The organism is Acinetobacter sp. YWS30-1 (assembly GCF_033558715.1).
GTDB lineage: Bacteria > Pseudomonadota > Gammaproteobacteria > Pseudomonadales > Moraxellaceae > Acinetobacter.
This window is the reverse complement of record NZ_CP114606.1, coordinates 2917689-2944120: the sequence shown is the minus strand read 5'-3', so window position 1 is coordinate 2944120 and position 26432 is coordinate 2917689. Positions and strand designations below refer to the sequence as shown.

General features: G+C 40.5%; 20 protein-coding genes, 2 tRNA genes and 6 pseudogenes. 14 read left to right on the top strand and 14 right to left on the bottom strand.

The window, feature by feature from the left end:
- Nucleotides 1-80: 80 nt before the first annotated feature.
- Nucleotides 81-1049 carry an alpha/beta hydrolase gene (locus O4M77_RS14010; protein WP_323713596.1) on the bottom strand — a complete coding sequence of 323 codons (969 nt, stop codon included), beginning with the start codon at nucleotides 1047-1049 and terminating at the stop codon, nucleotides 81-83.
- Nucleotides 1050-1569: 520 nt separating this feature from the next.
- Between O4M77_RS14010 and O4M77_RS14005 the strand changes: the two genes are divergently transcribed.
- Both O4M77_RS14005 and O4M77_RS14000 read left to right on the top strand, forming a co-directional pair.
- Nucleotides 1570-2160 (top strand): TIGR00730 family Rossman fold protein, encoded by a 591-nt coding sequence (locus O4M77_RS14005; protein ID WP_159123826.1) that lies wholly within the window; start codon nucleotides 1570-1572, stop codon nucleotides 2158-2160.
- Complete coding sequence (locus O4M77_RS14000; RefSeq protein ID WP_034170792.1) at nucleotides 2157-2558, top strand: NUDIX hydrolase; 402 nt, start codon at nucleotides 2157-2159, stop codon at nucleotides 2556-2558. The genes O4M77_RS14005 and O4M77_RS14000 overlap by 4 nt, the downstream gene beginning before the upstream one ends.
- Nucleotides 2559-3184: 626 nt before the next feature.
- Here the strand turns inward: O4M77_RS14000 and O4M77_RS13995 are convergent.
- The 3 genes and pseudogenes from O4M77_RS13995 to O4M77_RS13985 form a co-directional block, all read right to left on the bottom strand.
- Nucleotides 3185-3307, bottom strand: a pseudogene (locus tag O4M77_RS13995) (VF530 family DNA-binding protein); the annotation flags it as partial.
- A gap of 113 nt (nucleotides 3308-3420) precedes the next feature.
- Nucleotides 3421-3555, bottom strand: a pseudogene (locus O4M77_RS13990) (IS3 family transposase); the annotation flags it as partial.
- Nucleotides 3556-3675: 120 nt separating this feature from the next.
- A protein-coding gene (locus O4M77_RS13985) for an IS4-like element ISAba33 family transposase (RefSeq protein ID WP_159123825.1) occupies nucleotides 3676-4769 on the bottom strand; the annotation gives its coding sequence in 2 pieces (ribosomal slippage) (nucleotides 3676-4226 and nucleotides 4226-4769; 1095 coding nt in all).
- Nucleotides 4770-5152: 383 nt separating this feature from the next.
- Here O4M77_RS13985 and O4M77_RS13980 point away from each other — a divergent pair.
- Nucleotides 5153-6772 carry an oleate hydratase gene (locus tag O4M77_RS13980; RefSeq protein WP_004883953.1) on the top strand — a complete coding sequence of 540 codons (1620 nt, stop codon included), beginning with the start codon at nucleotides 5153-5155 and terminating at the stop codon, nucleotides 6770-6772.
- A gap of 420 nt (nucleotides 6773-7192) precedes the next feature.
- Here O4M77_RS13980 and O4M77_RS13975 read toward each other — a convergent pair.
- Nucleotides 7193-7318 (bottom strand): annotated as a pseudogene (locus tag O4M77_RS13975) (IS4 family transposase); the annotation flags it as partial.
- Between the two features lie 41 nt (nucleotides 7319-7359).
- On the opposite strand from O4M77_RS13975, the pseudogene O4M77_RS13970 reads away from it, so the two are divergent.
- Nucleotides 7360-8021: pseudogene (locus tag O4M77_RS13970) on the top strand (IS1595-like element ISAcra1 family transposase).
- On the opposite strand, the pseudogene O4M77_RS13965 reads toward O4M77_RS13970, so the two are convergent.
- Nucleotides 7989-8276 (bottom strand): annotated as a pseudogene (locus O4M77_RS13965) (hypothetical protein); the annotation flags it as partial. The pseudogenes O4M77_RS13970 and O4M77_RS13965 sit on opposite strands and share 33 nt — an antisense overlap.
- Before the next feature lie 247 nt (nucleotides 8277-8523).
- Here O4M77_RS13965 and O4M77_RS13960 point away from each other — a divergent pair.
- Complete coding sequence (locus tag O4M77_RS13960) at nucleotides 8524-11871, top strand: DEAD/DEAH box helicase (RefSeq protein ID WP_323713595.1); 3348 nt, start codon at nucleotides 8524-8526, stop codon at nucleotides 11869-11871.
- Here O4M77_RS13960 and O4M77_RS13955 read toward each other — a convergent pair.
- The 4 genes from O4M77_RS13955 to O4M77_RS13940 all read right to left on the bottom strand — a co-directional run bounded on the left by O4M77_RS13955 (nucleotide 11868) and on the right by O4M77_RS13940 (nucleotide 14038).
- Nucleotides 11868-13178: a type II toxin-antitoxin system HipA family toxin gene (locus O4M77_RS13955; RefSeq protein ID WP_159124116.1), complete on the bottom strand. Its 1311-nt coding sequence runs from the start codon at nucleotides 13176-13178 to the stop codon at nucleotides 11868-11870. The two genes, O4M77_RS13960 and O4M77_RS13955, sit on opposite strands and share 4 nt — an antisense overlap.
- Nucleotides 13175-13483, bottom strand: a complete 309-nt coding sequence (locus O4M77_RS13950; RefSeq protein ID WP_004282130.1) for a helix-turn-helix transcriptional regulator — start codon at nucleotides 13481-13483, stop codon at nucleotides 13175-13177. The genes O4M77_RS13955 and O4M77_RS13950 overlap by 4 nt, the downstream gene beginning before the upstream one ends.
- 358 nt (nucleotides 13484-13841) lie before the next feature.
- Nucleotides 13842-13917 (bottom strand) — tRNA-Gly (locus O4M77_RS13945).
- A 45-nt stretch (nucleotides 13918-13962) separates the two neighbouring features.
- A tRNA-Gly gene (locus tag O4M77_RS13940) sits at nucleotides 13963-14038 on the bottom strand.
- A 230-nt stretch (nucleotides 14039-14268) separates the two neighbouring features.
- On the opposite strand from O4M77_RS13940, the gene O4M77_RS13935 reads away from it, so the two are divergent.
- The 5 genes from O4M77_RS13935 to O4M77_RS13915 all read left to right on the top strand — a co-directional run bounded on the left by O4M77_RS13935 (nucleotide 14269) and on the right by O4M77_RS13915 (nucleotide 17071).
- Nucleotides 14269-14577, top strand: coding sequence for a BolA family protein (locus O4M77_RS13935; protein WP_004780643.1), 309 nt, complete (start codon nucleotides 14269-14271; stop codon nucleotides 14575-14577).
- Between the two features lie 9 nt (nucleotides 14578-14586).
- Complete coding sequence (locus tag O4M77_RS13930; protein ID WP_159124117.1) at nucleotides 14587-14979, top strand: SirB2 family protein; 393 nt, start codon at nucleotides 14587-14589, stop codon at nucleotides 14977-14979.
- Nucleotides 14980-15040: 61 nt separating this feature from the next.
- The gene (locus O4M77_RS13925) at nucleotides 15041-15877 is read left to right on the top strand and encodes a ParA family protein (RefSeq protein ID WP_323713594.1); all 837 of its coding nucleotides are present in this window, start codon (nucleotides 15041-15043) and stop codon (nucleotides 15875-15877) included.
- Nucleotides 15878-15890: 13 nt separating this feature from the next.
- The gene (locus tag O4M77_RS13920) at nucleotides 15891-16283 is read left to right on the top strand and encodes a hypothetical protein (RefSeq protein WP_159124119.1); all 393 of its coding nucleotides are present in this window, start codon (nucleotides 15891-15893) and stop codon (nucleotides 16281-16283) included.
- Nucleotides 16284-16477: 194 nt separating this feature from the next.
- On the top strand, nucleotides 16478-17071 hold the full coding sequence (locus O4M77_RS13915; RefSeq protein ID WP_005233326.1) for a hypothetical protein: 594 nt from the start codon (nucleotides 16478-16480) through the stop codon (nucleotides 17069-17071).
- Between the two features lie 25 nt (nucleotides 17072-17096).
- On the opposite strand, the gene O4M77_RS13910 is transcribed toward O4M77_RS13915, so the two are convergent.
- Complete coding sequence (locus O4M77_RS13910) at nucleotides 17097-17735, bottom strand: DedA family protein (protein WP_034704672.1); 639 nt, start codon at nucleotides 17733-17735, stop codon at nucleotides 17097-17099.
- 481 nt (nucleotides 17736-18216) lie between these two features.
- On the opposite strand from O4M77_RS13910, the gene guaA reads away from it, so the two are divergent.
- Complete coding sequence (gene guaA, locus O4M77_RS13905; RefSeq protein WP_005233328.1) at nucleotides 18217-19785, top strand: glutamine-hydrolyzing GMP synthase; 1569 nt, start codon at nucleotides 18217-18219, stop codon at nucleotides 19783-19785.
- A gap of 113 nt (nucleotides 19786-19898) precedes the next feature.
- On the opposite strand, the gene O4M77_RS13900 is transcribed toward guaA, so the two are convergent.
- From O4M77_RS13900 to O4M77_RS13890, 3 genes and pseudogenes are all read right to left on the bottom strand, one after another.
- On the bottom strand, nucleotides 19899-20825 hold the full coding sequence (locus O4M77_RS13900) for a DUF2971 domain-containing protein (protein WP_159124120.1): 927 nt from the start codon (nucleotides 20823-20825) through the stop codon (nucleotides 19899-19901).
- 187 nt (nucleotides 20826-21012) lie between these two features.
- Nucleotides 21013-22238, bottom strand: a pseudogene (locus O4M77_RS13895) (diguanylate cyclase).
- Between the two features lie 159 nt (nucleotides 22239-22397).
- Nucleotides 22398-23750, bottom strand: coding sequence for a GGDEF domain-containing protein (locus O4M77_RS13890; protein WP_159124121.1), 1353 nt, complete (start codon nucleotides 23748-23750; stop codon nucleotides 22398-22400).
- A gap of 495 nt (nucleotides 23751-24245) precedes the next feature.
- Here O4M77_RS13890 and O4M77_RS13885 point away from each other — a divergent pair, with 495 nt between their 5' ends.
- From O4M77_RS13885 to O4M77_RS13875, 3 genes are all read left to right on the top strand, one after another.
- Complete coding sequence (locus O4M77_RS13885) at nucleotides 24246-25193, top strand: pirin family protein (RefSeq protein WP_159124122.1); 948 nt, start codon at nucleotides 24246-24248, stop codon at nucleotides 25191-25193.
- A 34-nt stretch (nucleotides 25194-25227) separates the two neighbouring features.
- On the top strand, nucleotides 25228-25626 hold the full coding sequence (locus O4M77_RS13880) for an OsmC family protein (RefSeq protein ID WP_159124123.1): 399 nt from the start codon (nucleotides 25228-25230) through the stop codon (nucleotides 25624-25626).
- Nucleotides 25627-25746: 120 nt separating this feature from the next.
- Nucleotides 25747-26397: a glutathione S-transferase gene (locus O4M77_RS13875; protein ID WP_159124124.1), complete on the top strand. Its 651-nt coding sequence runs from the start codon at nucleotides 25747-25749 to the stop codon at nucleotides 26395-26397.
- Nucleotides 26398-26432: the final 35 nt, after the last annotated feature.

Below are 26432 nucleotides of genomic sequence, written 5' to 3'. Positions count from 1 at the left end.
TCATATCCAAGCGAAATAGATAAATAAAATTATTGAAAAATAAGACAGGCAGAGCTTGCTACCTATCTTATTCATCTGGCTTATAGGGCTTTATTTTCCAGCCATTGAAATAGCTGCTGATAGACCTGCTCACGGACCGGTTTTTCTGAAAGAACCAGATCATGTATCCCATTTTGAATCGAACAGAGTTTCACATCGCCCTGGATTTTCTGCGCATGTTCAATCATGTCGCGTACCTGAAGAATCACATCACTGGTTTGAGTATTACGATTAAAACGTAGGGGATAAGTGGTTTTGTGGGCATGCATCAGCAAAGTCGGAATACTTAAACGTACACCCTGATGAATTTCTTTTTGTGCTTCGTGAATGGCATGTACAAAACTCAGACGCACCCAGTGATAGCTAGGTTTTTTCCATTCCAGATCAAAATGCCATTCCCCCTGATAGCTAATATGCAGACTAGGCACATAATGACGATTTAAGCGGCTGGGAAATAGCATTTCCGGAAAACGTTTTCCCAGACGGCTTAATTTAGGCACCAGAAACTTTTTCTCAAAAGGCGTCATATTAAAGTCATAAAAAGGGCTATTGAGCCATAAGCCTTTAATTAAGGGATGATCCGGATGATGTGCTGCATACAAAGTAGTAATTAATCCGCCGGTAGAATGGCCACTGAGTAAAACCGTGTCATGGCCTTCCTGTCCAATAATTTCAAGAGCCTGGCTGATTTCTGCATCATATTCTGAAAGATGATAGACATTATAAAGTTTCTGATGGGACAGATAGGATCGGCCGTATTTACGTAAATCCAGTGCATAAAAATCAAAACCTTGCTGATTAAAACGCTCTGCCATTTCAGTCTGGAAAAAATAATCAATAAAGCCGTGAATATAAAGGACAGCTTTAGAGGTGGGCTGGTCTGCCTTTTTGCGGACTAAAGTGGCAACTACTGTACCTTCAGTATCTGGCGGGAATTCTAAAGTGGCCTGTTCATAACCTTCACCTAGAATGTCAGGTTGATATTCAAGGCTGGAAAGTGGATGGGACATATTGTTCTACTCATGATTATTTTTATTCACTTATCCTTGTGGATTGGCTTGCATTTGTCAAATCCTGCTGTCTGACCCATTCGAGATCAGTAGCACCATGCAGAGAATAGTCAAATATAAAATCTCAGGTCATTGGCAGCCTGATTGACTAAATAAAAAAATAATAAAAAACCCCGGCATCCTGCCGGGGTTTTTTGTATTGGTTAGCTCGGTATAACTCCTGTCGTACCTTACAATCCTTGTGCTTATCTATTGTCATTGTTATATGGAACTTCCTGTTCCTGATGTAAGTATCATAGGAAAATTCCACTATTCGGGATAGCCGTAAAGAACCGGAATCGATGTAAGTCAATGCGTACAAGTCTGACTAAAAATTATCCGTATTTTTCTGTAGAAGTGAGGATTTATTCTGAATCATGAGCTTCGATAAACTAGCCGCTTATGGTTATTTTACTTGTTTTTAAGACAATTTTTTTATTCCAATCCAGTTAGAATACGTTGATTGATGAGGGGGTAAAAAATGAAATCTATTGCAGTCTTTTGTGGTTCAGCTATGGGGAATAGCGAAAATTTTAAAGAACAGGCGCAAGCTTTGGGTGAGTCTATTGCGAAACGGGGAATCACGCTGGTTTATGGTGGCGGCCGAGCTGGACTGATGGGTGTTGTGGCTGATAGTGCATTACATGCTGGTGGAACAGTCATTGGAGTAATTCCACAAAATCTGGTCGATGCAGAATTGGCCCATCCGCTGTTAACAGAGCTGCATGTGGTGAAAAATATGCATGAACGTAAAACAAAAATGTCTGATCTGGCGGATGCATTTATTGCTTTGCCGGGCGGGGTGGGGACTTTAGAAGAAATTTTTGAGCAGTTGACCTGGGGGCAGTTGGGCCTTCATCAGAAGCCTTGTGCATTTTTAAATATCCATGGATTTTATGATGAATTGCTGAATTTCTTGATGAAAACGACTGAGGCTGGATTTACCCAGTCACGTTTTACCGATGCTTTGATTTCCTCAAGTTCAATTGAGGAAGTTTTGGATGCTTTGGAGCATTATCATGCGCCTGAACCGAAATGGAATAAAAGCGTAAAGGTAGTAGAATCGGTATGAGTAATAAAGTGATTACGATTGCTGCGGCTATCATTCTCAATGAACAGAATCAGATTTTGTTGGTTCGTAAAAAAGATACCGATTTCTTTATGCATGTGGGTGGAAAGCTGGAACCCAATGAACTGCCTGAAGCGGCACTCTCTAGAGAAGTTCTGGAAGAAACAGGCTGTGAGATGGAAATACTGTCTTATATTGGTAAATATGAAACCGTGGCTGCGAACGAATTGAATCATTCGCTGGTCAGTTATTTGTATCAGGTTAAATTAAAAAGTCAGCCTCAGGTTCAGGCTGAACTTGCGGAAATGCAATGGGTTGATCTTAATCATCCAGACCTGCCTTTAGCCCCTTTAACTCGGGATATTTCAATTCCGTGGTGTAAGCAGCTATTAGGAATCTAATGAGATCTCAAAAAATTTTAATCTATAGATATGAAATTTAACCAGATTGTCATATTAGAGCGTTAATATTGATGTTTACAAAAGCCCATTTCCCCTCAAATGGGCTTTTTTTATGGTTTTTTATCATTAATTGCTTGGATGAATTAGATGCTTAAACCTGTATGAAGTGCAATCCTTTTAGCAGGAGTTCCCTAAAAAGATAAATCGAACCAGAGTTCTAGAGATTCAAGATTTAAAGAAAATTTTCTTAATTTGAGAAAAAAGCAGGGTTAGGCAGAATATTTAGTCATTGAGAACGACAATAAAAAAAGCCCTCATCTTTCGATGAGGGCTTTTAGAATTTGGAGCGGGAAACGAGACTCGAACTCGCAAGACCCCAACCTTGGCAAGAGTCACCGACATAAAATACACTAAATTACATAATTGGTATGTTAATAAACTCTATATATAACAGTTATATAGAGTTTTAATTTTGTGTGACGTAATTTAAGGTGGGGTAGGGTACTTTGATTTTTGGTCACTAATTTATTGTGATAATCAACAATAATAACCAACATTCATATGCTTAATCTAAGAGTGTTTTACTGACTGGTATAATTTTATGATGAGAGGGGTGTTGCCTGAGGCTACGGTTTCTGTTTGGCCTTTTGGCGTAAGACGTACAAATATAAGCTTTCTACTTTTTCACGTGTCCATGGTGTGGTACGCAAGAATCGTAATGATGATTTAACACTTGGGTCTATGCAAAAACTGAACCGTACCGGGTTTGTCGGAGACTTTTTTATTTAAGTTAGGCCACCTGACCTAACGGGTTAATCTTATAATCGTACATTGCTTCAAGCTCAAAAGACGATACATAACTCAGCGCATCAAGCACCATATCTGTATTCTTACGTGTTGATACTTTCCAGCCAACAATTGCACATGAAAACACATCAATAATAAATGTGGTTTAGACCCAATCTGAATGAGTTTTAATATATGTGAAGTCAGCGACCTGAGATACCGTCTTGGTAGTCAATCAGGTTTTGAGATTATTCGGCTAATAAATAATCTCTTTGATAGGCGGTCTGATGTTTTAAAACGCTATAACACAGATCTCTGTACACGACAAATTTCATAGGATCCTTGTCCTATCAGGCTTTTTCTTTCTTAAAATTGCTAGCACTTTCTTAAATTCTTCTTTTTTTCCAAAACCAATCAAACGTAGAATAGCCATTTGAACATAGTCCAAACCGTAGCGAAATAAACTTACTGAAAGTCGTCCATGCTTCTTTATTTTTATCGCTTTTTTCCGATCATGTTGCCATTCACCTGTTAAATAGCACCAACAGAAACCGATAGCTAGCACTGCTATCAATTTCTTGACTCGTCTAGGGTCTGTTAAACGAGTATTTTCAAGATTGAATCCACGTCCTTTGAGACAACTAAATAACGTTTCGATTTCCCAGCGTAATGCATAATCACGAATAGCAGAAGCATTAAACATAGGAGAAACAACAAGTAAAAGTTCTCCATCTTCTAATCGTAGCGCACTAATATACAGTTTCACTCGAACAACCCAAATACGTCGTTTACGATATTCAGTTTGACCAACTTGAAGATGACGAAATAAATCACTAATTTTATGATTCTTGGCTAAGTGATTGGTCACAATAAAGTTTTTTTAACACGTATACAGAAGTTAATGTCATTTTCAATTAACCATGTAAACCATTTCTCACCGATAAATTCTCTGTCTGCAAACACATTCACAATACGATCTTTACCAAAAATGGAGATAAAGCGTTGAATCAAAGCAATACGCTCTTTTGTATCTGAATTTCCACGTTTATTGAGCAATGTCCAAACAATAGGTATCGCTATTCCACGATAGACGATGGCTAACATCAAGATATTAATATCTCGTTTTCCCCATTTCCAATTAGTTCTATCCAAAGTTAATTGGACTTTATCGAATGAAAATATATTGAAAATTAACTGAGAAATTTGACGATAATCGAAATACTGATCTGCAAAGAAGCGTTGTTGTATACGTCGATAAAATGATTGTGGTAAGCACTTGATGGGTAAGGCTTTAGATGCAGAAGAAAGATTACATGTCTGTTTTACAATTAATGCAAGCATAATCAGTGTAAAACATTTTGCATGTGACTTGTTCCACTTTAGATATTTGTTTAAGATGAGATGTAACTCATTGAAATGTGTCATCATATTCGTCGTCAGAAAACAAGTATTATGCCATTATTTCAATGAGTTATCTTTTTTTGTCGTGTACAAAGATATTTTTTAATGATAAATAAAAAGCCTATTTTTAAAGAAATTTAGCATACGGCATAGTGAAAACAACAATAGAGCAATTACTCAACAATAAACATTAACATCAATTATTTAGATCATATTCAATTTTAATAAAAAGACAAATGTGTATTAAAAATAGCCATCATACGTCTATTTTTGATTACAAAATATAATGAGGGGATTGCTTCCCATTTCATACATTTTTCATATATAAAAAGACATACTATTTTTAAGGTTTTTCTAAACCAATTTTTTTACTTCATAATTTTTAACATCATAATTAAAGGTGAACCATGCAAAATAAGAAGCGCACCCCATTAGACGCGCAACAGTCCCATCTTTGGATTATTGGTGGTGGTATCGCAGGTATGGCTGCTGCTGCATTTGCAATCCGTGATGCCAAAGTCCCTGCCAAAAATATCCATATTTTAGAAGAACTCGATATTTCAGGTGGTTCGATGGATGGTGGACATACACCGCATGCCGCGCAAGCTTGGGTAACACGTGGTGGGCGAATGCTGACCGATGAAACTTATTTGTGCCTATGGGACTTATTTTCCAGTATTCCATCTTTGGAAAATCCAGACATTTCGGTGCGTGAAGAATGTCGTGAGTTTAATGAAAAAGTGAAAACCCACGCCAATGCACGGTTGATTGATGCCGAACATGTCATTGCGGATGCAGCAAAGCTTGGTCTGAATACGCTACATCGTGCACAGATGCTGCGCCTATTAGCTTCAAAAGAAGAAAAAATTGGCAGTCGCCGCATTGATGAGTTTTTTGATGAAACCTTTTTTGAAACCAATTTCTGGCGCATGTGGCGCACGACTTTCGCTTTTCAAAAATGGCACAGTGCAGCAGAGTTAAGACGCTATTTCTTGCGTTTTATTCAAGAATTGCCACGCATTCATACCTTAGCGGGTGTGAAACGTACCAAGTACAACCAATATGACTCGATGATTCTGCCCCTACAGCGTTGGTTAGTCGCACAAGGCGTCGATGTGCGTTTTGGACACTATGTCACAGATGCAGACTTCATTACCAATGCTGAAACTCAAGAACGCTACGCTTCACGTCTATATGTACAATTGCCTGAAGGCTCAGAGCAAATTAATCTGAAAGCCAATGATTTAGCTATTTTCACTTTAGGCTCTATTACAGCAGACTCACGTTATGGCGGTAATCATGACGTGCCTGCCCTTATTCGTCATCGAGAAGATCATGGCTGGACGCTTTGGGAAACGCTGGCACAAAAAGCCCCAGACTTTGGCCGTCCAATGACTTTTTATGGCAATGTCGATGAACATAAGTGGGAGTCTTTCACTCTGACCATGAAAGATGACGTGCTACTTAAACGTATTATTGACTATACAGGCAATGAACCAGGCACAGGCGCACTCATGACTTGGTATGAGTCGGGTTGGCATTTATCCATCGTGGTTCCTGCACAGCCACACTTTGCCGACTTACCTGAAGGTTTATATACCTTATGGGGCTACGGTTTCCAAATTGACCATATAGGCGATTACATCAAAAAACCAATGTCCGAAGCCACGGGGCAAGAAATCCTAACAGAACTGATTAAACAGCTCGGTTTTGACGACATTTTAGATCATGTTTTGGCAACGACTGATGTTACTACCGCCATGATGCCATACGCCTCTGCCCTATTCGCCTGCCGTAAACCGGGGGATCGTCCACAGGTAATTCCACAAGGCTCACAAAACTTTGCTTTCCTTGGACAGTTTGTGGAAATTGAAGATGACGTGGTCTTTACTGTGGAATATTCAGTTCGTGGGGCGATGCTTGCCATTTATGAATTTTTTGGGGTGGAACGTGAAATCCCTGAAATTTACAACGGTCTACTTGATCCCAAAGTGGGTTTAAAAGCTTTAGAAACAGTGTTCCACTAAGTTTTTAATATATAGCGATAAGAGCACCTTTATGTCGCCACTATTACATAGTTTAATTTAAGCAACGTTTGGATACACGAGTGTTGCAGGGATGCCACACGTTATCCATCATAATAGGGATGTTATGTATGGGTAACAAAGGCTTTTGCTTTCTTTTGGCTTATCAAAAGTAAGGGTATTGCCTACACAAACACCTTTTATACTTTATTGAAAGTTGAGGCCGTGTACGCACCTAATTTTAAATTGGATAAAAAGAAAAATTAGATAAAACTTTATACATCATTCGTAAATAAATTGACTAATCAACATAGGAAAAACATCTCCACGTTTTAAATAATACTCCGAAACTGACTAAGTGCTTTTCTATCTTTTTCTCATGATTTTAGATTTCATAAAAATTACCTCTGTACACGACAAATTTCATAGGATCCTTGTCCTATCAGGCTTTTTCTTTCTTAAAATTGCTAGCACTTTCTTAAATTCTTCTTTTTTTCCAAAACCAATCAAACGTAGAATAGCCATTTGAACATAGTCCAAACCGTAGCGAAGGCTCTAGACTAGCAAAATGATTATGTTAGTCTAGAATCATGATAGAAAACAGTAAATTAAGTCACTACAAGATTAAAAAATTATTCAATGCTTTTGTGTTGATATTCCTGCTTCCAAAACAGCCTTATTACTCAATTTAAATCGTAATACGATTAACTATTGGTACATGCTTTTTAGAGAAACTATCTATGATCATCAAACAGATTTAAGAGCTAAGTTTGTTGGTTCAATAGAAGTAGATGAAAGCTATTTTGGAGTGAAAAGGCAACGTGGGTTTCATGGAAAGTTAAAGCGTGGTCGTGGGACTCTAAAACAGCCAGTATTTGGAATATTCGAACGTAATGGGCGCGTCTATACTGAAATCGTACCTGACTGTAAAATGAAGACTTTACAAGAGGTTATCATTGGTAAAGTTTCACTTGAGAGTGTGATTTATAGTGATGGATGGCGTGGCTATAATGGTCTTGTTGATGTGGGTTATTCAAAGCATTTTAGGGTAAATCACGGAGCAAATGAGTTTGCTAGAGGAGAATGTCATATAAATGGAATAGAATCATTTTGGAGCTTTTGTAAAAGAAGGCTAGCAAAGTTTAACGGCATATCAAAAGAGTACTTTGATTATCATCTTAAAGAAACTGAATGGCGTTGGATGAGGGAACCTAATGAGTTAGCAACTGAGCTGTGGAACCTCATTAGGTAAAATTAAGTGTAAATCTGCTAGTCTAGAGCCATGAATATTATGCTCAATCCTATTTTGGATCAGTTGGAGAGTCTCTGCTTGAATTTGTCCAGGTAATAGGTCATGAGCGATATTGCTGAATCAGATTGTAACCTTACAAATCGAGCCAATAATTTCATCAACTTCTTGGACACAAAGTTCCGCTTCCTGAGTACCAAGTTTCACAAGAGCTTGTCGAGGAATATTCAGTGCCTCACCCATGATATCCATTTGATGTGGAGGAAAGTTCTAAACCTTTACTGATCGCTTCTGCACTGTATTCAAAGGCGATTAATGGCCGACCTGTGATTGCGGTTGAGGAGACCAATGTACCCCAAAGCCAATATTCACCCCATCCATTGTAGTAAACATTAAGTTTTTGAGCATGGATTTATTTCCTTTTGATACGTTGGCGAGCAGTACTGTTCTGAAATGACAGCTTTGTCCGTTATAATTGTATAAACATTTTTGGTTTCTGGTAATTATGTCCTCATTGATCAATTTTCTATCTCGCTTTAGTACTGCAACTCTTCAGCGCAGTCTGAGCTATGCTAAACACATTGATAGGGAAACGATTGAGTTCTTTGAGGAAAAAGACGGGGTTACGATGTATGCCCAAATTGAAGGAACAGATTATTACGATACCGCAATTACCTATAATCCCCAAAAAGACCGTTTAATCGATGACGACTGCACTTGTCCGGTTGGATATAACTGTAAACATGCTGCTGCTTTAGCGCGGTTATTCTTTCAGGAATATCGCCAGGAATTTCAGCAGCGTTATGCTGACTCTCAATCCCCGCAGGGAATCACAAAACGCCAACGGGGGGATGATCAGGCGCAGCGCTGGTTGAATGATTTTAAACGGTATTTACAACAGACTGAACCAGAGCAATCTGTCAAAACAAACAATTATTTAATTTACCTGCTAGATCAGTCTGTCAGCTTAAAGAAATTGACAGTTGATGTTCAGAAGGCCAGACGCAATAAAAACGGCTCAATTGCGGGGGAAAGTTATTATACCCAATATGAAAATATCACCAGAAAGCATCTGACTTTACCTGAAGAAAAACGACAATTATTTAACCAGATTTATTATTATGCCAAAATAAATAGTGACGAACGCTTTTATCAAAGCAATCTTGATATCTCTAGAATTTTATTGGAGCATTTCAAATCTTTTATTCAAAGTGGCGATGTGTACTGGCAAACAAAGAGCCATACTGCACTTCAATGGTCAGAACAAGGCTACAACATCGAATTTAGATGGGAACAAGGGGCTAAACAACAGACTGAGCATTTAAATATTGAATTGGTCAATGGTGATATTCGACTCGATTTAAAATCAAATCCTCATATTCAGATTCTCGCTAGCCAGCCACCGTGTTATGTGGATATTCAACAGAACACGGTGGGCCAGTTATATGGTGAATATACGGCAAATCTTCTGTACCATTTTTTACAGATGCCTGATCTTCCATCTATGTTCTTGCCAGAGTTTGAGAAACTGACTCATCAATATTCAGACGTGAAAAATCTGCCTCGGCCCGAGTCTATTCAGCATATTGATGTCCTTGAGGGTAGTCCCCAGCCAATTTTACGCTTCGGTATTTTAGATAAATTTGATTGGAAATGGGAAGAGTCTGTTTGTGCTGAAATTGAATTCTCCTATGCAGGCGGGCGAATTAAAGCAGGTACATCAGGTGATAGTTTCATTGGTGAGCAGCATGACAAAATGGTGCGACAGCTTCGGGACTTAGTTCAGGAACAACAGTCAATCCAGCGTTTACAGCTATTAGTCGAATCACTGAAGTGGGTGAAAGATCTTAGTTATGACCAGCAATTAAAACTGGATAAACAACGTCTCGATTCTATGGTTTTTGCTTTCTATGGAGACTGGATCAAACAGCTGATGCCCATCAATCAAATTGAGTTGATGGGCTGGCAGATAGAGCATCTGGAAAACAGCCCCTTTAACCTGCAATATGTCGAAAATTTAAATATTTCTATCACTGAATCTGAAGGTCAGCAGGACTGGTTCAATATCGGGGCGACGGTTCAAGACAGTGCAGGCAATTCTTATAATTTGCTTGATGCGCTCGTAGCTTTGGTGCGAGTAAATCCTGATTTACTTGATCCGCGGACGTTTATTCATCTGCATGACAGTCAAATTTTCACCGTGAAAACTGCAGTTGATCAACCTGATTTGGCTCTATCCGCTAGGGATATTAAGCCGGTATTGTTACATCTGCAGAGCATTTTACAGCAAGAAGAGCGCAGTATTGATCGCTATGATGCGAGTCAATTATTAGAATTGCAGCATAATCTTGGGATGACATGGCAGGTCAGTGATCGCCTGCAGCAATTTGTACAGAAATTCAAACAAGGCTATCAGCAACAACTGCCGACACCACAAGGTTTTCAGGGGGAATTACGTCCATACCAGCAGCAGGGCCTAGGCTGGTTACAGTTTTTAAGGGAAACCCAGCATGGCGGGATTCTGGCGGATGATATGGGTTTGGGTAAAACAGCACAAACTTTAGCCCACTTACTCATGGAAAAGCAGGCTGGTCATTTGCAGGACAGACCCGCCTTAATTGTTGCACCCACATCGCTGATGCATAACTGGTTCAAAGAAGCGGAAAAATTTACCCCTGAGCTCAAGGTACTGCTGCTACAAGGCCCCGACCGCCATCAGTATTTTGAGCAGATTTCACACTATGACATTGTGTTAACCACCTACCCGCTCTTGGCGAGAGATGAAGAGCAACTGAAGCAATATGAATATCATCAACTCATTCTGGATGAAGCGCAGAATATTAAAAATCCGCGTGCCAAAGCTGCACAGGTAGTACGGCAATTAACAGCGCGACATCGTCTATGTCTAACTGGTACACCTATGGAAAATCATTTGGGTGAGCTGTGGGCACTATTTTATTTTCTAATGCCAGGATTTTTATATTCACAAGAAATCTTTAATAAAAAGTACCGCTATCCTATTGAAAAACGCGGTGATCAGCAGTTAAGGCAAAAGTTGGTAAACCGCATTAAACCCTTTATTTTACGTCGTTTGAAAACTGACGTTGCCAAGGAATTGCCTGAAAAAACCACGATTGAAGTCAATATTGACATGAATGAGCAGCAATCCAAGCTATATGAGGCTGTTCGCGCCACGATGCAGGCAAATATTCAGAAAATTGTGGCAGAAAAAGGCTTTAAGCGTAGTCAAATCCAAATTTTAGATGCCTTGCTGAAGCTGCGTCAGGTCTGTTGTCATCCTAGCTTGCTGAAACTGGATTCAGTTAAAACCGGGCAGGCGTATTCTGCCAAACTTGAACAGTTGATGGATATGGTTGTTCCAATGGTGGAAGAGGGACGAAAAATTCTTATTTTCTCTCAGTTTACCTCAATGTTGGAACTGATTGAACAACAGCTCTATCACGCAGAAATTGGCTATGTGAAGCTGACTGGAAAGACCAAAAAGCGAGATGAAGTCATTACAGCATTTCAGTCTGGACAAGTGCCGGTATTTTTAATCAGTTTGAAAGCAGGAGGGGTCGGTCTGAATCTAACTGCCGCAGATACGGTCATTCACTATGATCCATGGTGGAACCCTGCTGCTGAAGATCAAGCTTCAGATCGTGCATGGCGGATTGGACAGGACAAGCCGGTATTTGTGTATAAGCTGATTACCAATAAAAGCATAGAAGAAAAAATTATTGCCTTGCAGCAGAATAAAGCAGAACTGGCACAGTCTATTCTAAGCACAGATCATGAGGGAGAAGCGAAACTGACGGAAAATGATGTGATGAAATTGTTTGAGAAATTTTAGCTTGGTTTCAGATTAGCCTTATCATCTGTAAGTATTTGAAAGTCTGGATGCAATTTTTTCCAATGTTCTCTTAATTTTTCTTTATGAACAGAAATCATAGGTAAGTCTAGTAATAGCACTGGCCATACTGACCGTGCTTTGTCCATGATCGCGTGAAGTTGTTTTTCAATAACACGCCACGGAACACCGACTTTTTCAGCCCATTGTTCAAAGTGTTTCATCTCAGCTAAATACCAATCTTTATTTTTGGTAAGATTCAATGCGAATTGACGCTCATTTTCAACATATACACTAGTCATCAATATATCGTATGCGGGAGATAATCTTGGTGTTCTTTTGTCCTGATAAATCATACTCCAGTTTTTTAAGTGTGCATCTCCATTGGCGAGCAAAATGTTGACAAGTAAGCGGCTGGCAAATTGCTGAATATCAAGAATTTTGTTATCTGAAAATTGATAAATGATCTTTCCTATCTGCTCATAATTTGTGGTGTTGTATTTCTGCTGTGGATATGCACCGAAGATCTGAGCAAAGTCTTCGATGTGAATAAGCTCTGTAGTATCAGCAGTACTCTGTCTATCAAATCTTTTGATTGCAAAAGCATATTGCTCTTGGGGTAAATTTAATGGCGGAAGGTTTTGTAAGAGTGCCATATCTACCAAACGAATCTCTGGGATATCTATTCCGACCATTTTGGCAAGGCTCATCATAGAGTATTCATTCAGCGGAACAAAAGCATGTCTGGTAGAAGGAGTTTTGACAATCCAGTCCCCGAGTAGGCTGGATTCGGTTGCCTGTGCTAATGTAAAACGCCCATCTTTGGCTTTCATGGAAAACTTCATTTGGACGCCAGCCAAGGAAAACTTATTATCTGTCCGAATCTCTTGTTTTAATATCTGATCTGGATTCGAGATCTGAAGCTTAAATTTTATTCCATCTGGGATTTCTTCTGGATCTACTGGGGTTGCAATCAGTGCCCCAGGTAAGTCATGACCTAAAGCTGCCAATAACTGAAATTCATTGTCTATATGTATTTTGAGGCTTTGTGCTATGAGTTCGCGTAATGCACCTTCTGGTAGCAGATTTGATAGCAAGGGGTGTAAGCGCTGATGTGTAACATAGGTCTTTTCTAAAATCTTATCCACTTGAGGATACAAGGGGGAAGTCAGCAGGCTCAAGGTCGGGCGTTGCTGATCAGAGCGGAAAGAATCTGTAAAAACCAGAATATTTTTTCCGCTCTGAAATCCTGCCAAGTATCCAACGATACCGTGATGTAATGTTAATTTCAGGACGGCAACAGTATTCATGGTTCCTCTCCTCCGAGAAGACCCTTCCATGGGTTAGTCATTAAGTCATCCTGATCTTCAATAGTGACTTTAATTTCATCATTCAATAATTGTCTGATCAAATGAACCTTATCATCAGGGATGAGCATCAGTTGAGCATTTAATCCTGCCGCGATAATTTCTAAGGTCTCTAATCGAGGGTTGCCCTGACTTTCCAGTTTTTGGTACTGCTGTCTTGAAATGCCTGTACGGGATTGCATATCAACTTGCTTTAAGCCCAATTGGGTTCGTCTTTTTTTGATTTGCTGAAGTAAAGACTTATTCATTGTAGACATATTTATTGCTTTTTGGTGGTATAAGAAGCATATTAGTTGCTTTTTTATTAAGAAGCAATGACAGAAATTATTAACAGGCTCCGCGGCATCAATATTTAGGATCTAGGCAAGCTGATCTTGTTTAACATAAGCCACTTGGTAGTAGCTAATACTATCTTTTGTTTTGGAGTTTTTTTTATCTTGTATGATTGATGCTCTGGAGCATCATCTACACGGTTTTTTGTTCACAGTTTTGAAAGAGCACTTTTGTAAACTTACTTTTTTAAGTATAAAAATTTCTTATGAAGTAAAATATTGAATAAAACAACAATAAAAAAGCCCCCATCTTTCGATGAGGGCTTTTTAAATCTGGAGCGGGAAACGAGACTCGAACTCGCGACCCCAACCTTGGCAAGGTTGTGCTCTACCAACTGAGCTATTCCCGCAGGGTCGATCGATTTTTTACTTTAAAAAATGAACAAAAAAGAATTTGGAGCGGGAAACGAGACTCGAACTCGCGACCCCAACCTTGGCAAGGTTGTGCTCTACCAACTGAGCTATTCCCGCATGCCGTGTATAATACAGCATGCAAAAACAGGGTCAATAACTTTATGAAAAATCTTGTGTCGATTGCATAAAATAAAAGCAATATTCTCTGTGCTTCCAGACAATTAGACAAAATTTATGCAAAATTTAATGAAATCTCGGCACAATCAAATAATTGCAGACATTTCTTGCACCGAAATAGCGGATAGAACAGGGTATACTGGACCCATATCTTGAATCGGAGTCAGGCCATGAGCTTAGAACAACAACTGAAAGACCGTTTGGCACAATTGTCACCTACCTATCTGGAAGTCGTGAATGAATCTTCAGGTCATGGTGGATATTTCCCGGGTAAGGAATCGCATTTTAAGGCGGTGATTGTCAGCGAAGCTTTTGCTGGCCTGCGTGCGGTACAACGCCATCAAAAAGTCTATGCTGCGGCAGGTGATTTGCTTTCTAAAGATAAAATTCATGCCTTGGCAATTCATGCTTTCTTGCCTGAAGAGTGGACAGGACAGGACACGTCTAGTCCAGAATGTGCACATGCACCGAAAAACTAAGAGGATTTTATGGATACCCAGCTTTTAGTCAAGATTATTCATATGTCTGCGGCAGGACTGGCCATTGTGGCCATTCTTGCACGTGCTATTACCCTGTTTGTGGATACACAGGGCAATCAGCCGAATCCAAAAGCACGTGTATTTCTGGTCGCTTTGCAGCACCTGGTCATTAGCGTGATTGCCTTAACTGGGATTATTGCCCTGTTTTTAAAAAATTTTGATGTACAGCCTTGGTTTTATGCCAAAATCATTTTATTCCTGGTGCTAATTTCATCCCTGGGCAAAGCCTATAAAAAAGATGATTCAATCCTGTTGGTACAACGCCGTGCTGGCTTATTTATTGCTGTGGTTTCACTTATTGCGATTATGGTATTGGTCATGATCAAGCCGAATTTTGGCTAAATTATTCATCAGTCAATGAAGTAAAACATACTGATCATTAGAAAAATAAAGAGGGGTGTTTATGCATACTCGTGTGGTATTTAATCAGAAAGGTGGGGTAGGGAAATCGAGTATTGCAGTCAATCTGGCTGCAATCAGTGCGCATCAGGGGCTTAAAACCCTGTTGATCGATCTTGATCCGCAGGCAAACTCCAGCCAGTATTTACTAGGAGATGATGCAACCTATTCGAGTGACAAGCCGGCGTTGGAGCCGAATATTGAAAACTATTTTGAAGATGTATTGGGGAACCAGCAGAGCAAAAGTTTAATTGGTAATGCGATTGGCTCCATTCTCAAGACCCGGACCAAAGGGCTGGAAAGTTATCTGCATCAATCACCTTTTAAAAATCTGGATGTCATTCCGGCAAGTCCGAGTTTGGGCACGTTGGCCCATGCACTGGAATCCAAACATAAAATTTATAAGCTGCGCGATGCCTTGCAACCACTTGCTGAGCATTATGACCGGGTATTTATCGATACTCCGCCGGCATTTAATTTCTTTACGCTTTCAGCACTGATTGCTGCAGACCGTGTCCTGATTCCGTTTGACTGTGATGTGTTTTCTAAACGGGCCTTACAAACTCTGATTGAAAATGTCATCGAAACTCAGGATGATCATAATGAGCGTCTGGAAATTGAAGGCATCGTGGTCAACCAGTTTCAGGCTCAGGCAAAACTGCCACGCGAAGTGGTACAGCAACTGATAGATGAAGGTCTTCCGGTGCTGAACAGCATGTTGCCGCCCTCGGTGCTGATGAAAGAGTCGCATCAAAAAAATCAGCCATTAATTCACTTGGCAACTGATCATAAATTGACTCAGGCCTATCAATCATTGTTCAATGAGATAGAGCAGCATTAAGATCGAGTTAACTATGAAACTTGTGAAAATAAGCCTGGCGATCAGCATACTTAGCTTGCTGAGTGCCTGTGCAACGACGGTCAAACCGACCTATGTTTCACCGACCCATTATCAGACCCTCAACTGTCAGCAGCTTCAGGGTGAATACAACCGTATTCAGCAGTATCTTGATAATGGTGTTGAGCCGCCTAAACGTACAGGTGTCGGCGTAGGGGTAGGCGTCGGTGGTGGCTGGGGCAGCCGCGGCGGCTGGGGCATTGGTCCGAGTGTATCAGTGAATATGGGGCAGTCTTCCAATACCAAACGCACTGAAACGGCACGTCTACTGGGTGAACAGGAAGCTATTGTACAAGCTGCAAAATTTAAAGCTTGCCCAATTGTTGTCCGTCAACACACCAATAAATAGCCCTCTAAACATTAAAAAAATGCTGACTTTAGGTCGGCATTTTTTCTATCTTAAAAGTGATTGGTCAAGTGACAGAGTTCACAGTATTTGCCAGAAAAAATGACCGATGCGCATAAAATTTTGAAAGATCTCGTCTTGTGATCAGAACACGAGATTGGTTAAGGTAATCACCTTGTCTGATATGTCTAACCACCATGATTGAAAACTGGCTCTTTGTTTTTGCAACAATAGCAGTGCTGATGATCCCTGGACCTGCCAATGCATTGGTGGCCAGTTCTGCCTATCAGCAGGGAACAGCCAAAACCAGTCTGTATATTCCCGTCATTCTGGTGGGGTATTTATATGCGATAAACGGGTGGGCTTTGCTGGTTCATCTGTTTTCACCGATCTGGCCGAGTTTTCAGGAACTGGTGCATGTGCTGAGTGCAATCGGTGTGGGCTGGATGACCTTCCATTTATTCAAGGCTCGGCAACTGGAACAATATAATCAGAGTCATCCTCAGATCCGTCCCTGGCAGATGTTTAAGGGAACCCTGAAAAATCCCAAAGCAGCGCTTCTGGCGACCGGAATCTTACCGCTGTCTACTTGGGAAAGCCCGAGTAACTTTGTTCTGGTCTTTGCCATTTTTACTGGGATTGCCTTACTTGTTGCGTTGTTCTGGATGATCTTTGGACAAGCGATTCTGGCGGGAGAGTCGGCAAAAAGAAAAGCCGACCTGATTTATAAAGGGTCGGCTCTGTTTTTACTGCTTTGTCTGGTGCCCTTGCTGATTAATTGGCTGGAGTAAATGTTCACTCAACAGCGCTAGGCTTCTAGGCAATTTTATTTTTCTTGAGTTTCTGCTGAATAAAGCCAATCACCCCTGGCATGACACTTAAAATAATGATGCCAAAAATCAGATGAGTGAAATTATCTTTGACGATTGGCATATTGCCGAATAGATAACCCAGGATCACAAACGAACTGATCCAGAGAAAGCCACCGATCATATTGTAAGTCAGGAAATATTTGTAATTCATACTTCCCGCACCGGCAACAAAAGGTGCAAAGGTACGTGCGAAAGGAATGAAACGGGCAAAAATAATGGTTTTACCACCGTGTTTCACAAAGAACTGCTGGGTAGCAAGCAAATGCTTTTTATTAATAAAACGTGATTCAATCTCAAATACACGTGGCCCAATATATTTACCAATATGATAATTCAGGGTATCGCCCAGCACTGCCGCAGTGAACAGTAGCGGAATCAGTACCCATGGATCCATAGCACCCGTTGAAGCCGCAAGCGCACCTGATGCAAATAGCAGACTGTCTCCCGGCAGGAACGGCATCACCACCAGTCCCGTTTCAACAAAAATAATCAGGAAAAGAATGCCATAAATCCAGATGCCGTAATTGGTAATGAATTCGAGCAGGTGATCATCAACGTGGAGGATAAAATCAAGCAGTTCCATAGGGAAAAAACAAGCGAAAAGGTGATCAAATCCTAACAGTCTGGGGCATGAAAGTCAGTACCGAAAAGGAAAATAATTGCCTGCTCATCCCTGATGGGTGAATTAAAAATTTATCTTACAAACTAGCGGTGAATTCCTGCGAAAACAGGCTTAGCATGAAAACGTCATTAAAATAAAAATCAAAAGGTGGCTCCCATTTTCAATCCTAAACGCTATCAAATGAAGACAGTGATAGAGATAGATGAAATAAACTTTCAATAGCCACTTAACTGGCCGATCCTAAAATATTCAAATCCAAATAGCGTAAATACGCTGAATTCCGTGGAGAGAAGGGAAAGCTCTCTTGCTGAATCGAAAGCTTAATTCTATTTAAAGAAATAAACCGCTTAATTATTATGCTGATGGGAATAGTGTGCTTAAGCCTAATAAAAATGCTAGAATACGGCGCTTATCTTTCGTTTGCCTTTCATAGTTGTTTGTCATGACTACCAATACTCAAATTACTGAAGATCGTATCCTGATTCTGGATTTCGGTTCTCAATATAGTCAGCTCATCGCACGTCGTGTCCGTGAAGCTGGTGTATATTCTGAAATGTATGCCTATGACATGTCTGAAGAAGACATTCGCGCATTTAATCCAAACGGTATCATCTTGTCTGGTGGACCTGAAAGTGTTCACCTGGAAGGCAGCCCGCGTGCGCCGCAAGTGGTATTTGAGTTAGGTGTACCTGTACTGGGTATCTGTTATGGCTTGCAAACCATGTGTGAACAGCTTGGCGGTAAAGTTGAGCCAGGTACTGTACATGAGTTCGGTTATGCAGAAGTGGATATCGTGGTACGTGACCAGCTGATTGGTCAGTTGCAAGACCGTGAGAACCAGCTGCATGTCTGGATGAGTCATGGTGACAAGGTTGCACGTATTCCAGAAGGCTTCCAGGTGACTGCAAGCACACCAAGCTGCCCGATTGCCATGGTGTCTGATGAAACCCGCCGTTTCTATGGGATCCAGTTCCACCCTGAAGTGACACATACTTCGAAAGGTGCAGAATTACTGTCTAACTTTGTACACCAGATTTGTGGTTGTCGTGGTCTGTGGACACCAGAACATATTATTGACCTGCGTGTAGAACAGCTTCGTGAACAGATTGGCAATGAAAAAGTATTGTTAGGTCTGTCAGGTGGTGTGGATTCATCAGTTGTAGCTGCGCTTTTGCACAAAGCAATTGGCGATCAGTTGACTTGTGTATTTGTAGACAACGGTCTGCTTCGTTTGAACGAAGGCGATCAAGTGATGCAGATGTTTGCAGACAACATGGGGATCCGCGTGATCCGTGCTGATGCTGAAGATCGTTTCCTTTCTGCATTGGCTGGCGAAGTTGATCCAGAGAAAAAACGTAAAATCATCGGTCGCGAATTTATCGAAGTCTTTGCTGAAGAAGCGCGTAAGCTCGATGGCGTAACCTTCCTTGCACAAGGTACGATTTATCCAGACGTGATTGAATCTGCTGCCAGCAAACAAGGTAAGGCACATGTCATCAAGTCGCATCACAACGTAGGTGGCTTGCCAGAAGACTTGGCATTTGACCTGGTTGAACCATTGCGTGACCTGTTTAAAGATGAAGTACGTAAATTGGGTACGACTCTAGGCTTGCCACACAGCATGATCTACCGTCATCCGTTCCCAGGCCCAGGCCTTGGTGTTCGTATCTTGGGTGAAGTGAAGAAAGAATATGCAGATATTCTTCGTCTTGCTGATGACATCTTTATGCAAGAGCTTCGCGCAAGCGGCTGGTACGACAAAACTGCTCAAGCTTTTGCTGTATTCCAACCAGTGAAATCTGTAGGTGTAGTCGGTGATGGCCGTCGTTATGCATGGGTAATTGCACTTCGTGCAGTTGAAACCATCGACTTTATGACAGCGCGTTTTGCACATCTGCCATATGATTTGGTAGACCGTATTTCTACACGTATCATGAACGAAATTGCTGAAGTTTCTCGTGTGGTGTATGACGTTTCATCTAAGCCACCAGCAACAATTGAATGGGAGTAATTTAGGGGTTTCAAGAAGCAACGCTTCTTGCCTAAATTATGCCAAGAACTATGTTCGAGGCAGTTTAGTTTTTACTAAACCTTTCAAATAAAAAGGACGCGAAAGCGTCCTTTTTATATATCTACTACTTCTAAATTGTCATAATTTTCTAATTGTCCATAACGTACTTTTTGAATTCTCAGATGATTTAATGCAGGATTATTTTTAATCTTTTGGAAGATTTCTTTTATTATTGATTCAGGTGTATCCCAGCCGAATGTTAATGTTTTAAATGCTTCGAAAGGAATTTTTTTTAGAAAAATGTTTTCCTTTCTTTGATCGTATTGTTGTAAGTCGAAAATAATACGATGTTCATTTTCAGTCGACCATTTTAAGTTTTTAGTAAAAAATAACCTTGTTATAAGATCACTTAGATTAATTTCATTAAGAAGGTGATCCTGTACATCTAAAGCTGATTCATATTTATCTTTTAATCTAATGCCATTTATACGAATACAACCTTCATAATAAGTAATTGAAGCTCGTTTTTCATTGGAATAAATGACTTTTCTAGTAGGATATTTTTTAAAAAATTGGTGCTGTTTATCAAATTCTAAAGCTATACCCTTACCATGTTGACCATATTTAATCCACATATCATGATTGGTTAAAGAGTCACTTAATGAAAAAATCCCAATCATTTGGTTCATATGCTCTAACAAACAATTATTTATTATTTCAATTAGTTGAATTGCTTGAAATCGTTCAATTTCGTCTGTTGTTTCATAGTCTGTAAAGCCTTTTAAAGAAGGAAACAATTCGACTGTATATCTCATCCCTGTAGGTAAAAGAAAATTATTAAGCAAGAAGTTATTATCAGGAATGCTGCCATCATTTAGCCAAGAGGTTTGATACTTCTTTCGAGCGTATTCAAAGTCAGCCTCTGAAAAGTGATTATAAAATGGTGCAAATCTTGCTTCACCTGGAGGATCATTTAAGTATTGAGGTTGAGTAATACGGAACAAACTATTATCTAAAAAGGCTAGGTGTTCTGCACTCATATATTTAATTAACATAGATATTTTCTAGAATTTCATTAATTAGTTATTAACGGTATTTTATTCAAATATTTCCAGTTTAAGGGCTTTTATATTTATAAAATTGACAAATTTTTTTTTAAAGAAGGTAATCTTCGAATCATTTTTAAAATCGCTTCGGCGCTCTTTTTTATTATCTTTCAAATGACATTTAAGTCGGTTTAACCTGCCAATTTTGAAGCTCTCCAAGCAAGCCCTGATCAAGTTCAGGATCGTACACTCGACCCGGTTCCGACCATTGGCTTTAGCCTGATACAGGGCAATATCAGCCTGTTTAATTAACGCCATTAAATCCGTTTCACTGCTTTCCAGAATGGCCGCACCAATTGAAACCGTGAAATCAAGACGATGCCCATGTTCCAGATTGACCACAATATTCTCGATTTTATGTCTTAAACGCTCGGCAATTTTGAGTGCATCATCTAGTGAAGTTTCAGTAAGGCATGCGATAAATTCTTCACCCCCATAGCGTGCCAGCACATCATGACGCCGCATTTCATTGCGTGTGGCCTGCGCAATCATCTGCAATACCTGATCTCCAACATCATGTCCATAACGGTCATTGATCTGCTTGAAATGATCGACATCAAAGACCAGCAAACTGATTGGAGCAGGCTGTTTAAGATTGTTTTGGATCAGCTGTTGCACCAGATATTCAAAACAGCGTCTATTATTCAGGCCTGTCAGCGAGTCAGTATGGGTGAGATTTTCAAAGGTCTGACGGTGATATTCATTCAAGGTGTGTTGCAGGAATACCAAACGGGATTTTAGTGTAGAGTTCCAGCTGATATATAAACTGAAGGTCAATACCGGCATATAGATCAGGGAAAACAAGAACATCTGATACAGATTAGCTTGGGTATTAAAATACACACCAATATAAATCACCAGTGTAATCAGACCGGAATTAATTAGGCTAGGCCAGAAGCGAATCTGCACACATAGATTGGCCAGGACAATAAATACCAGTGAAGCATATTGATAAATGAGCGTATGCGGACTTTCAGACTGGTTTAGATTAAAAACCAGATTGCACTTGCCCCGATAATCGAGGTCGGCAACAGCAGGTCAAATACAGGCAAATTCCGGTAAAAATGATACATCCAGATGGTTATCAGCACGATCACCAAGGTATAGCCTAGCTTGGTCAGAATGAGCAAATTCATAATGTCATTCAGTACCAGAATATCGGCAAGGGTGTATGTAGGAGGCATATGCCACCTGTGCAAATAGATTCACCTGTAAAAGATATTTTAAAGTGAGCTGTTTCTGATGGTTAAAGTAGGCAGGTTTTAAAGACGCAGGAATGCGAACGAGAGGATCTTGAAGGGCATCCTGAAGCAGGAAGCGAGCTTCTTCTTCATATTTATCTGGCATATCGCCTTCCCACATTAAATCCAAAGAAATGAATAAGATGAATACTTATATTTGTATGAAAAATATTCTATTCTTTTAGGAATTATTTGAAAAGCATCCCAAACAGATTTAGGCCTAATTCTTAAATTCTTGTCTAATAATCTTGATTTTGCTATCAGGTTACAAAGCAGACCAAGACTGTTTCGCTTTATGATGAGCGCCAGACTGCTCCTGTTTATTCAAAGGTTTAAATACATTCCAGGGATTTGGAGAGAGCGGTTTAGTCGGTTGCAGCATATTAGGATGATAGACCCGAATCCGATTTCGTCCTGCTTTTTTGGCTTCGTAAAGCGCAATATCCGCATGCTTAATCAGGTCTTCAAGTTCCTGTTGTGGAGATTCAAGTTCAGCAATACCAATAGAGATCGTGAACTGGATTTTCTGGTCGGGATTGATGTGCATCACCTGCTTTTGAATCGAACAGCGAATCCGTTCTGCAATCATCAGGCAATCCTGTAGCTGGGTATCTTCCAGCAAGGCAATAAATTCTTCTCCACCAAAACGTGCCAGTACATCACTAGAACGCATTTCTTTACGGGTAATTTCAGCAATCAGTTGAAGCACCCGGTCACCCACATCATGGCCATAATTGTCATTGATTCTCTTGAAATAATCGACATCAAACATCAAAAGACAGGTGCTGGCAGGCTTTGGCCATTGATGGATTGAACGTTCCGCCATATCCACAAAATGACGACGATTAAATAACTGCGTCAGATCATCAGTATGAGCAAGATTTTTTAAGGTTTGATAGTTCCATTCATCCAGCAAAGTGCGTAAAAAAGAGCGCCGTATGTTGATGATATTATTCCAGTTGATATAAATACTAAACGCCCAGAGAGGCGTGAAAACAACGGCGAAAATAAAGGCCTGCGATAGACTCATGAGATGGGTTACCCCAATCATGATAAACAGGGCGATAAAAATAGAACAATACAGCGCACCCTTAAACTCGGTCTGTACACAGAGATTGGTAATTAAAACAAAGATCGCAGAGGCATAGATATAAGTTGACACATGCGGGCTACTCGACAGCAGGAGCAGGCTAATCCAGGTCGCTGCAGCCACAGTCGTGCCCACAGGCAAAATCATGTCCAGAACCCGGATATTCTTTTGATGCTTAAACAGGTAATAGCAGCAAAACATGACAGCAATGACCAGTGATACCCGGATCAGGCCAGACAGGAAAAACATGTCAGGAATAATAAAAATATCGGCAAAGAAATACAGCAAAAAGGCGATCTGCGCCATGTAATTAATCTGGCGAAGATTTTGATGACGATGCACATAAAGATAGTTATAAAAGTACTGCTGGAATTGCGCAGGAATAGGTGCAGCGCGATGTACAAGCGCATCTTCAATTAACTGGCGATTTTGCAGATCACATTCGGCCAACTTTAATGATCTATCTGTGGTCGAGTTTTGAAAAGACATATTCGCCGTTGAATATATATTTTCATTCGAGGATGACATGTCCTGATCCAATCTTATTTTTATTGGGTCCTATTATGGACCAAATGAATAAAAAAAAATCTCCCTAGAATCAGGGGGTAGTACGAATTTTAAAAAGAAAACGTAACAAAATTTTTGTTTTGTAAATATGAAGCTATACGGATCACATTTTTATAGATTGCTGATTTTAATCATTTATATCAATAAAAATAGGCGTTTCACGTGAAACATGAGTATGATGAATAAGTTGATTTAAACGAACTGATGTAAGGTGCTTGAATGATTATATGATTCATCACCAAGATCTTGATTACAGGATTTGGAAGACTGAAGCCTTTAAGTATTTGAACTGTTCTGATGAGTAGCACATTTTATACGTATCGAAATATTTCCAAAGATAGATTTTGTGGGTAGACGCGGTACATTGTTGTATGAGGTAGACATCTTGTAATGATCAGGGAAAGATGTCTTGATGCAGCATACAGCCAGAATGAACTTGCCGAGGTCAGCTCAACCATGTCGAATAATAATGATATTGAACTGTCAAATTCAGATGATTGTGAAAAGTATATCAATCAGTTCATACAGGAAGTTCCTTTACGGCGTGCGGAAATCGGGCAGGGAACAGTCATTAAACGCGCCTTGCCGAGTCGGCATAAACGCATGATTGGCGCCTGGTGTTTTCTGGATCATGCCGGTCCTACTCAGTTTCCTCAGGGAGATGGTCTGGATATCGGACCGCATCCGCATATTGGCCTACAAACTTTTACCTGGATGATTGAAGGCACCATGATGCACAGTGACAGTCTGGGTAACCGGCAATTGATCCGGCCGAAACAGGTTAATCTGATGACTTCAGGCTATGGCATTTCGCATACAGAGGTTTCACCGGAAACTGAAACCAAGATGCATGCAGCACAGCTCTGGATCGCCCTACCTGATGACAAGATCAATATGGCTCCCGCGTTTGATCATTATCCGGAATTACCTGTGATCGAAGAACAAGGCATTCAATGTACGGTCCTGGTCGGGGAATTCCTAAATACACAATCCCCGGTTAAAGTGCATACCGAACTTTTGGGGGTGGATCTATTTGCTGCTGAAAGTACCCGTGCCCATTTGAGTTTAGATCCAAGATTTGAATATGGCTTTATGGCCCTTGAGGGTCTGGCAAGTATTAATGGGCATGAACTGACTGAAGATAATATGGTGATTCTTGAGCCGGGATTACAGTATGTAGATGTCGAAATTCATGCGGGTGGGCGAATCTTGCTGATTGGTGGAGAGCCATTTGAAAGCCCTATTTTATTGTGGTGGAATCTGGTTGGTCGTGATGTGGAAGAACTGAAGCTGGCCCGTGAACAGTGGATGATGGGGCACCCGCGTTTTGGCACCATTCCAAGCTATGATGGGCCGCGTATGGAAGCACCAGCATTTCCGGAACATATGCGTGCTTCTCGATAAATCTTTCATATAATTATAAGAACAAAGGATCAGTATGGCCCGTATCGCACTTGCCAAAATACAGAGCTTAACCATACCGTGGCAGGGAGAAATCAGTCATGGTCAGCATCATTATCTGACCGATAAACCGGAATCCTTCGGTGGGCAGGATGCAGGTCCTGCACCTTATGATCTGCTTTTAGGCAGTCTGATCTCTTGCACCATGATTACTTTGCGCATGTATGCCAAACATAAGGACATTGAACTGGGCGACTTTCAGGTTGAAGCAGAATTCTTTGCCAATAAAGAAGGACAGGAATGGATTGAACGACGCTTAAGTTTCGATATTACTCATGATTCGGCTTTGCAGCAGAAAATTCTGGAGATTTGTGCCAAAACCCCGGTGACCAAAACCCTGTTACGTAGTCTGGAGATTCGGACCAGCCTGATTTAAGCTAAAAGAGAGTACGCTATATCCGGTAGGGAAAATGTAAGTAGACTGATAAACTCTTTAGTTAGAGCCAGACTTTTTGCTATGCTCACGCAGTAATAACAATAAAATCATGAGTCTAATATGCGTGTTTTACATCATCTCGAACAATCAAGATCATTTCGAATCATGTGGGCCTTGGAAGAGCTGGAACTTGATTATGAGATCAACTATTACAAACGCCTGCCTAACTATTCTGCTCCGCCTGCTTTGAAACAGGTTCATCCTCTGGGTAAAGCCCCGATTCTGGAAGATCAGAATCTGGTACTGGCTGAGTCTGCCGCCATTCTGGAGTATCTCCAAGAAACCTATGATTCGACCCATCAGTTTCAGCCGATCAGTGCCGAGAACAAGGCGCAATACCGCTACTGGATGCATTATGCAGAAGGGTCTTTGATGCCTTTGCTGGTCATGCAACTGGTGATGACCAAAGTTCCTGAGCAAGTGCCATTTCTGGTTCGTCCCGTGGCTAAAACAATTTGTGAAGGGGTAAAAAAGCAGTTTGTACAAAGCCGTCTAAAAGACCATATCCAGTTTCTGGAAGATCATTTAAGCCAGCATGAATATTTTGCCGGTCGTTTCAGTTTTGCGGATATCCAGATGAGCTTCCCACTTGAAGCCATGCAAAGCCGTACCGGTAAAAGCTATCCGGCGATTCAAGCCTATCTGGAACGAATCTCGCATCGTGCGGCTTATTTCCGGGCCTTATCCAAAGAGCAGGCATTAAAGTCTTAAAGCCTTCGCTAAAAAAGAAAAGGTGCGACTTGCAC

What these genes read in the sequence shown, in the direction of transcription:
- O4M77_RS14010 (WP_323713596.1), bottom strand. Translation starts at nt 1,049, where the DNA reads ATGTCCCATCCACTTTCCAGCCTTGAATATCAACCTGACATTCTAGGT.
- O4M77_RS14005 (WP_159123826.1), top strand. Translation starts at nt 1,570, where the DNA reads ATGAAATCTATTGCAGTCTTTTGTGGTTCAGCTATGGGGAATAGCGAA.
- O4M77_RS14000 (WP_034170792.1), top strand. Translation starts at nt 2,157, where the DNA reads ATGAGTAATAAAGTGATTACGATTGCTGCGGCTATCATTCTCAATGAA.
- O4M77_RS13980 (WP_004883953.1), top strand. Translation starts at nt 5,153, where the DNA reads ATGCAAAATAAGAAGCGCACCCCATTAGACGCGCAACAGTCCCATCTT.
- O4M77_RS13960 (WP_323713595.1), top strand. Translation starts at nt 8,524, where the DNA reads ATGTCCTCATTGATCAATTTTCTATCTCGCTTTAGTACTGCAACTCTT.
- O4M77_RS13955 (WP_159124116.1), bottom strand. Translation starts at nt 13,178, where the DNA reads ATGAATACTGTTGCCGTCCTGAAATTAACATTACATCACGGTATCGTT.
- O4M77_RS13950 (WP_004282130.1), bottom strand. Translation starts at nt 13,483, where the DNA reads ATGAATAAGTCTTTACTTCAGCAAATCAAAAAAAGACGAACCCAATTG.
- O4M77_RS13935 (WP_004780643.1), top strand. Translation starts at nt 14,269, where the DNA reads ATGAGCTTAGAACAACAACTGAAAGACCGTTTGGCACAATTGTCACCT.
- O4M77_RS13930 (WP_159124117.1), top strand. Translation starts at nt 14,587, where the DNA reads ATGGATACCCAGCTTTTAGTCAAGATTATTCATATGTCTGCGGCAGGA.
- O4M77_RS13925 (WP_323713594.1), top strand. Translation starts at nt 15,041, where the DNA reads ATGCATACTCGTGTGGTATTTAATCAGAAAGGTGGGGTAGGGAAATCG.
- O4M77_RS13920 (WP_159124119.1), top strand. Translation starts at nt 15,891, where the DNA reads ATGAAACTTGTGAAAATAAGCCTGGCGATCAGCATACTTAGCTTGCTG.
- O4M77_RS13915 (WP_005233326.1), top strand. Translation starts at nt 16,478, where the DNA reads ATGATTGAAAACTGGCTCTTTGTTTTTGCAACAATAGCAGTGCTGATG.
- O4M77_RS13910 (WP_034704672.1), bottom strand. Translation starts at nt 17,735, where the DNA reads ATGGAACTGCTTGATTTTATCCTCCACGTTGATGATCACCTGCTCGAA.
- guaA (WP_005233328.1), top strand. Translation starts at nt 18,217, where the DNA reads ATGACTACCAATACTCAAATTACTGAAGATCGTATCCTGATTCTGGAT.
- O4M77_RS13900 (WP_159124120.1), bottom strand. Translation starts at nt 20,825, where the DNA reads ATGAGTGCAGAACACCTAGCCTTTTTAGATAATAGTTTGTTCCGTATT.
- O4M77_RS13890 (WP_159124121.1), bottom strand. Translation starts at nt 23,750, where the DNA reads ATGTCATCCTCGAATGAAAATATATATTCAACGGCGAATATGTCTTTT.
- O4M77_RS13885 (WP_159124122.1), top strand. Translation starts at nt 24,246, where the DNA reads ATGTCGAATAATAATGATATTGAACTGTCAAATTCAGATGATTGTGAA.
- O4M77_RS13880 (WP_159124123.1), top strand. Translation starts at nt 25,228, where the DNA reads ATGGCCCGTATCGCACTTGCCAAAATACAGAGCTTAACCATACCGTGG.
- O4M77_RS13875 (WP_159124124.1), top strand. Translation starts at nt 25,747, where the DNA reads ATGCGTGTTTTACATCATCTCGAACAATCAAGATCATTTCGAATCATG.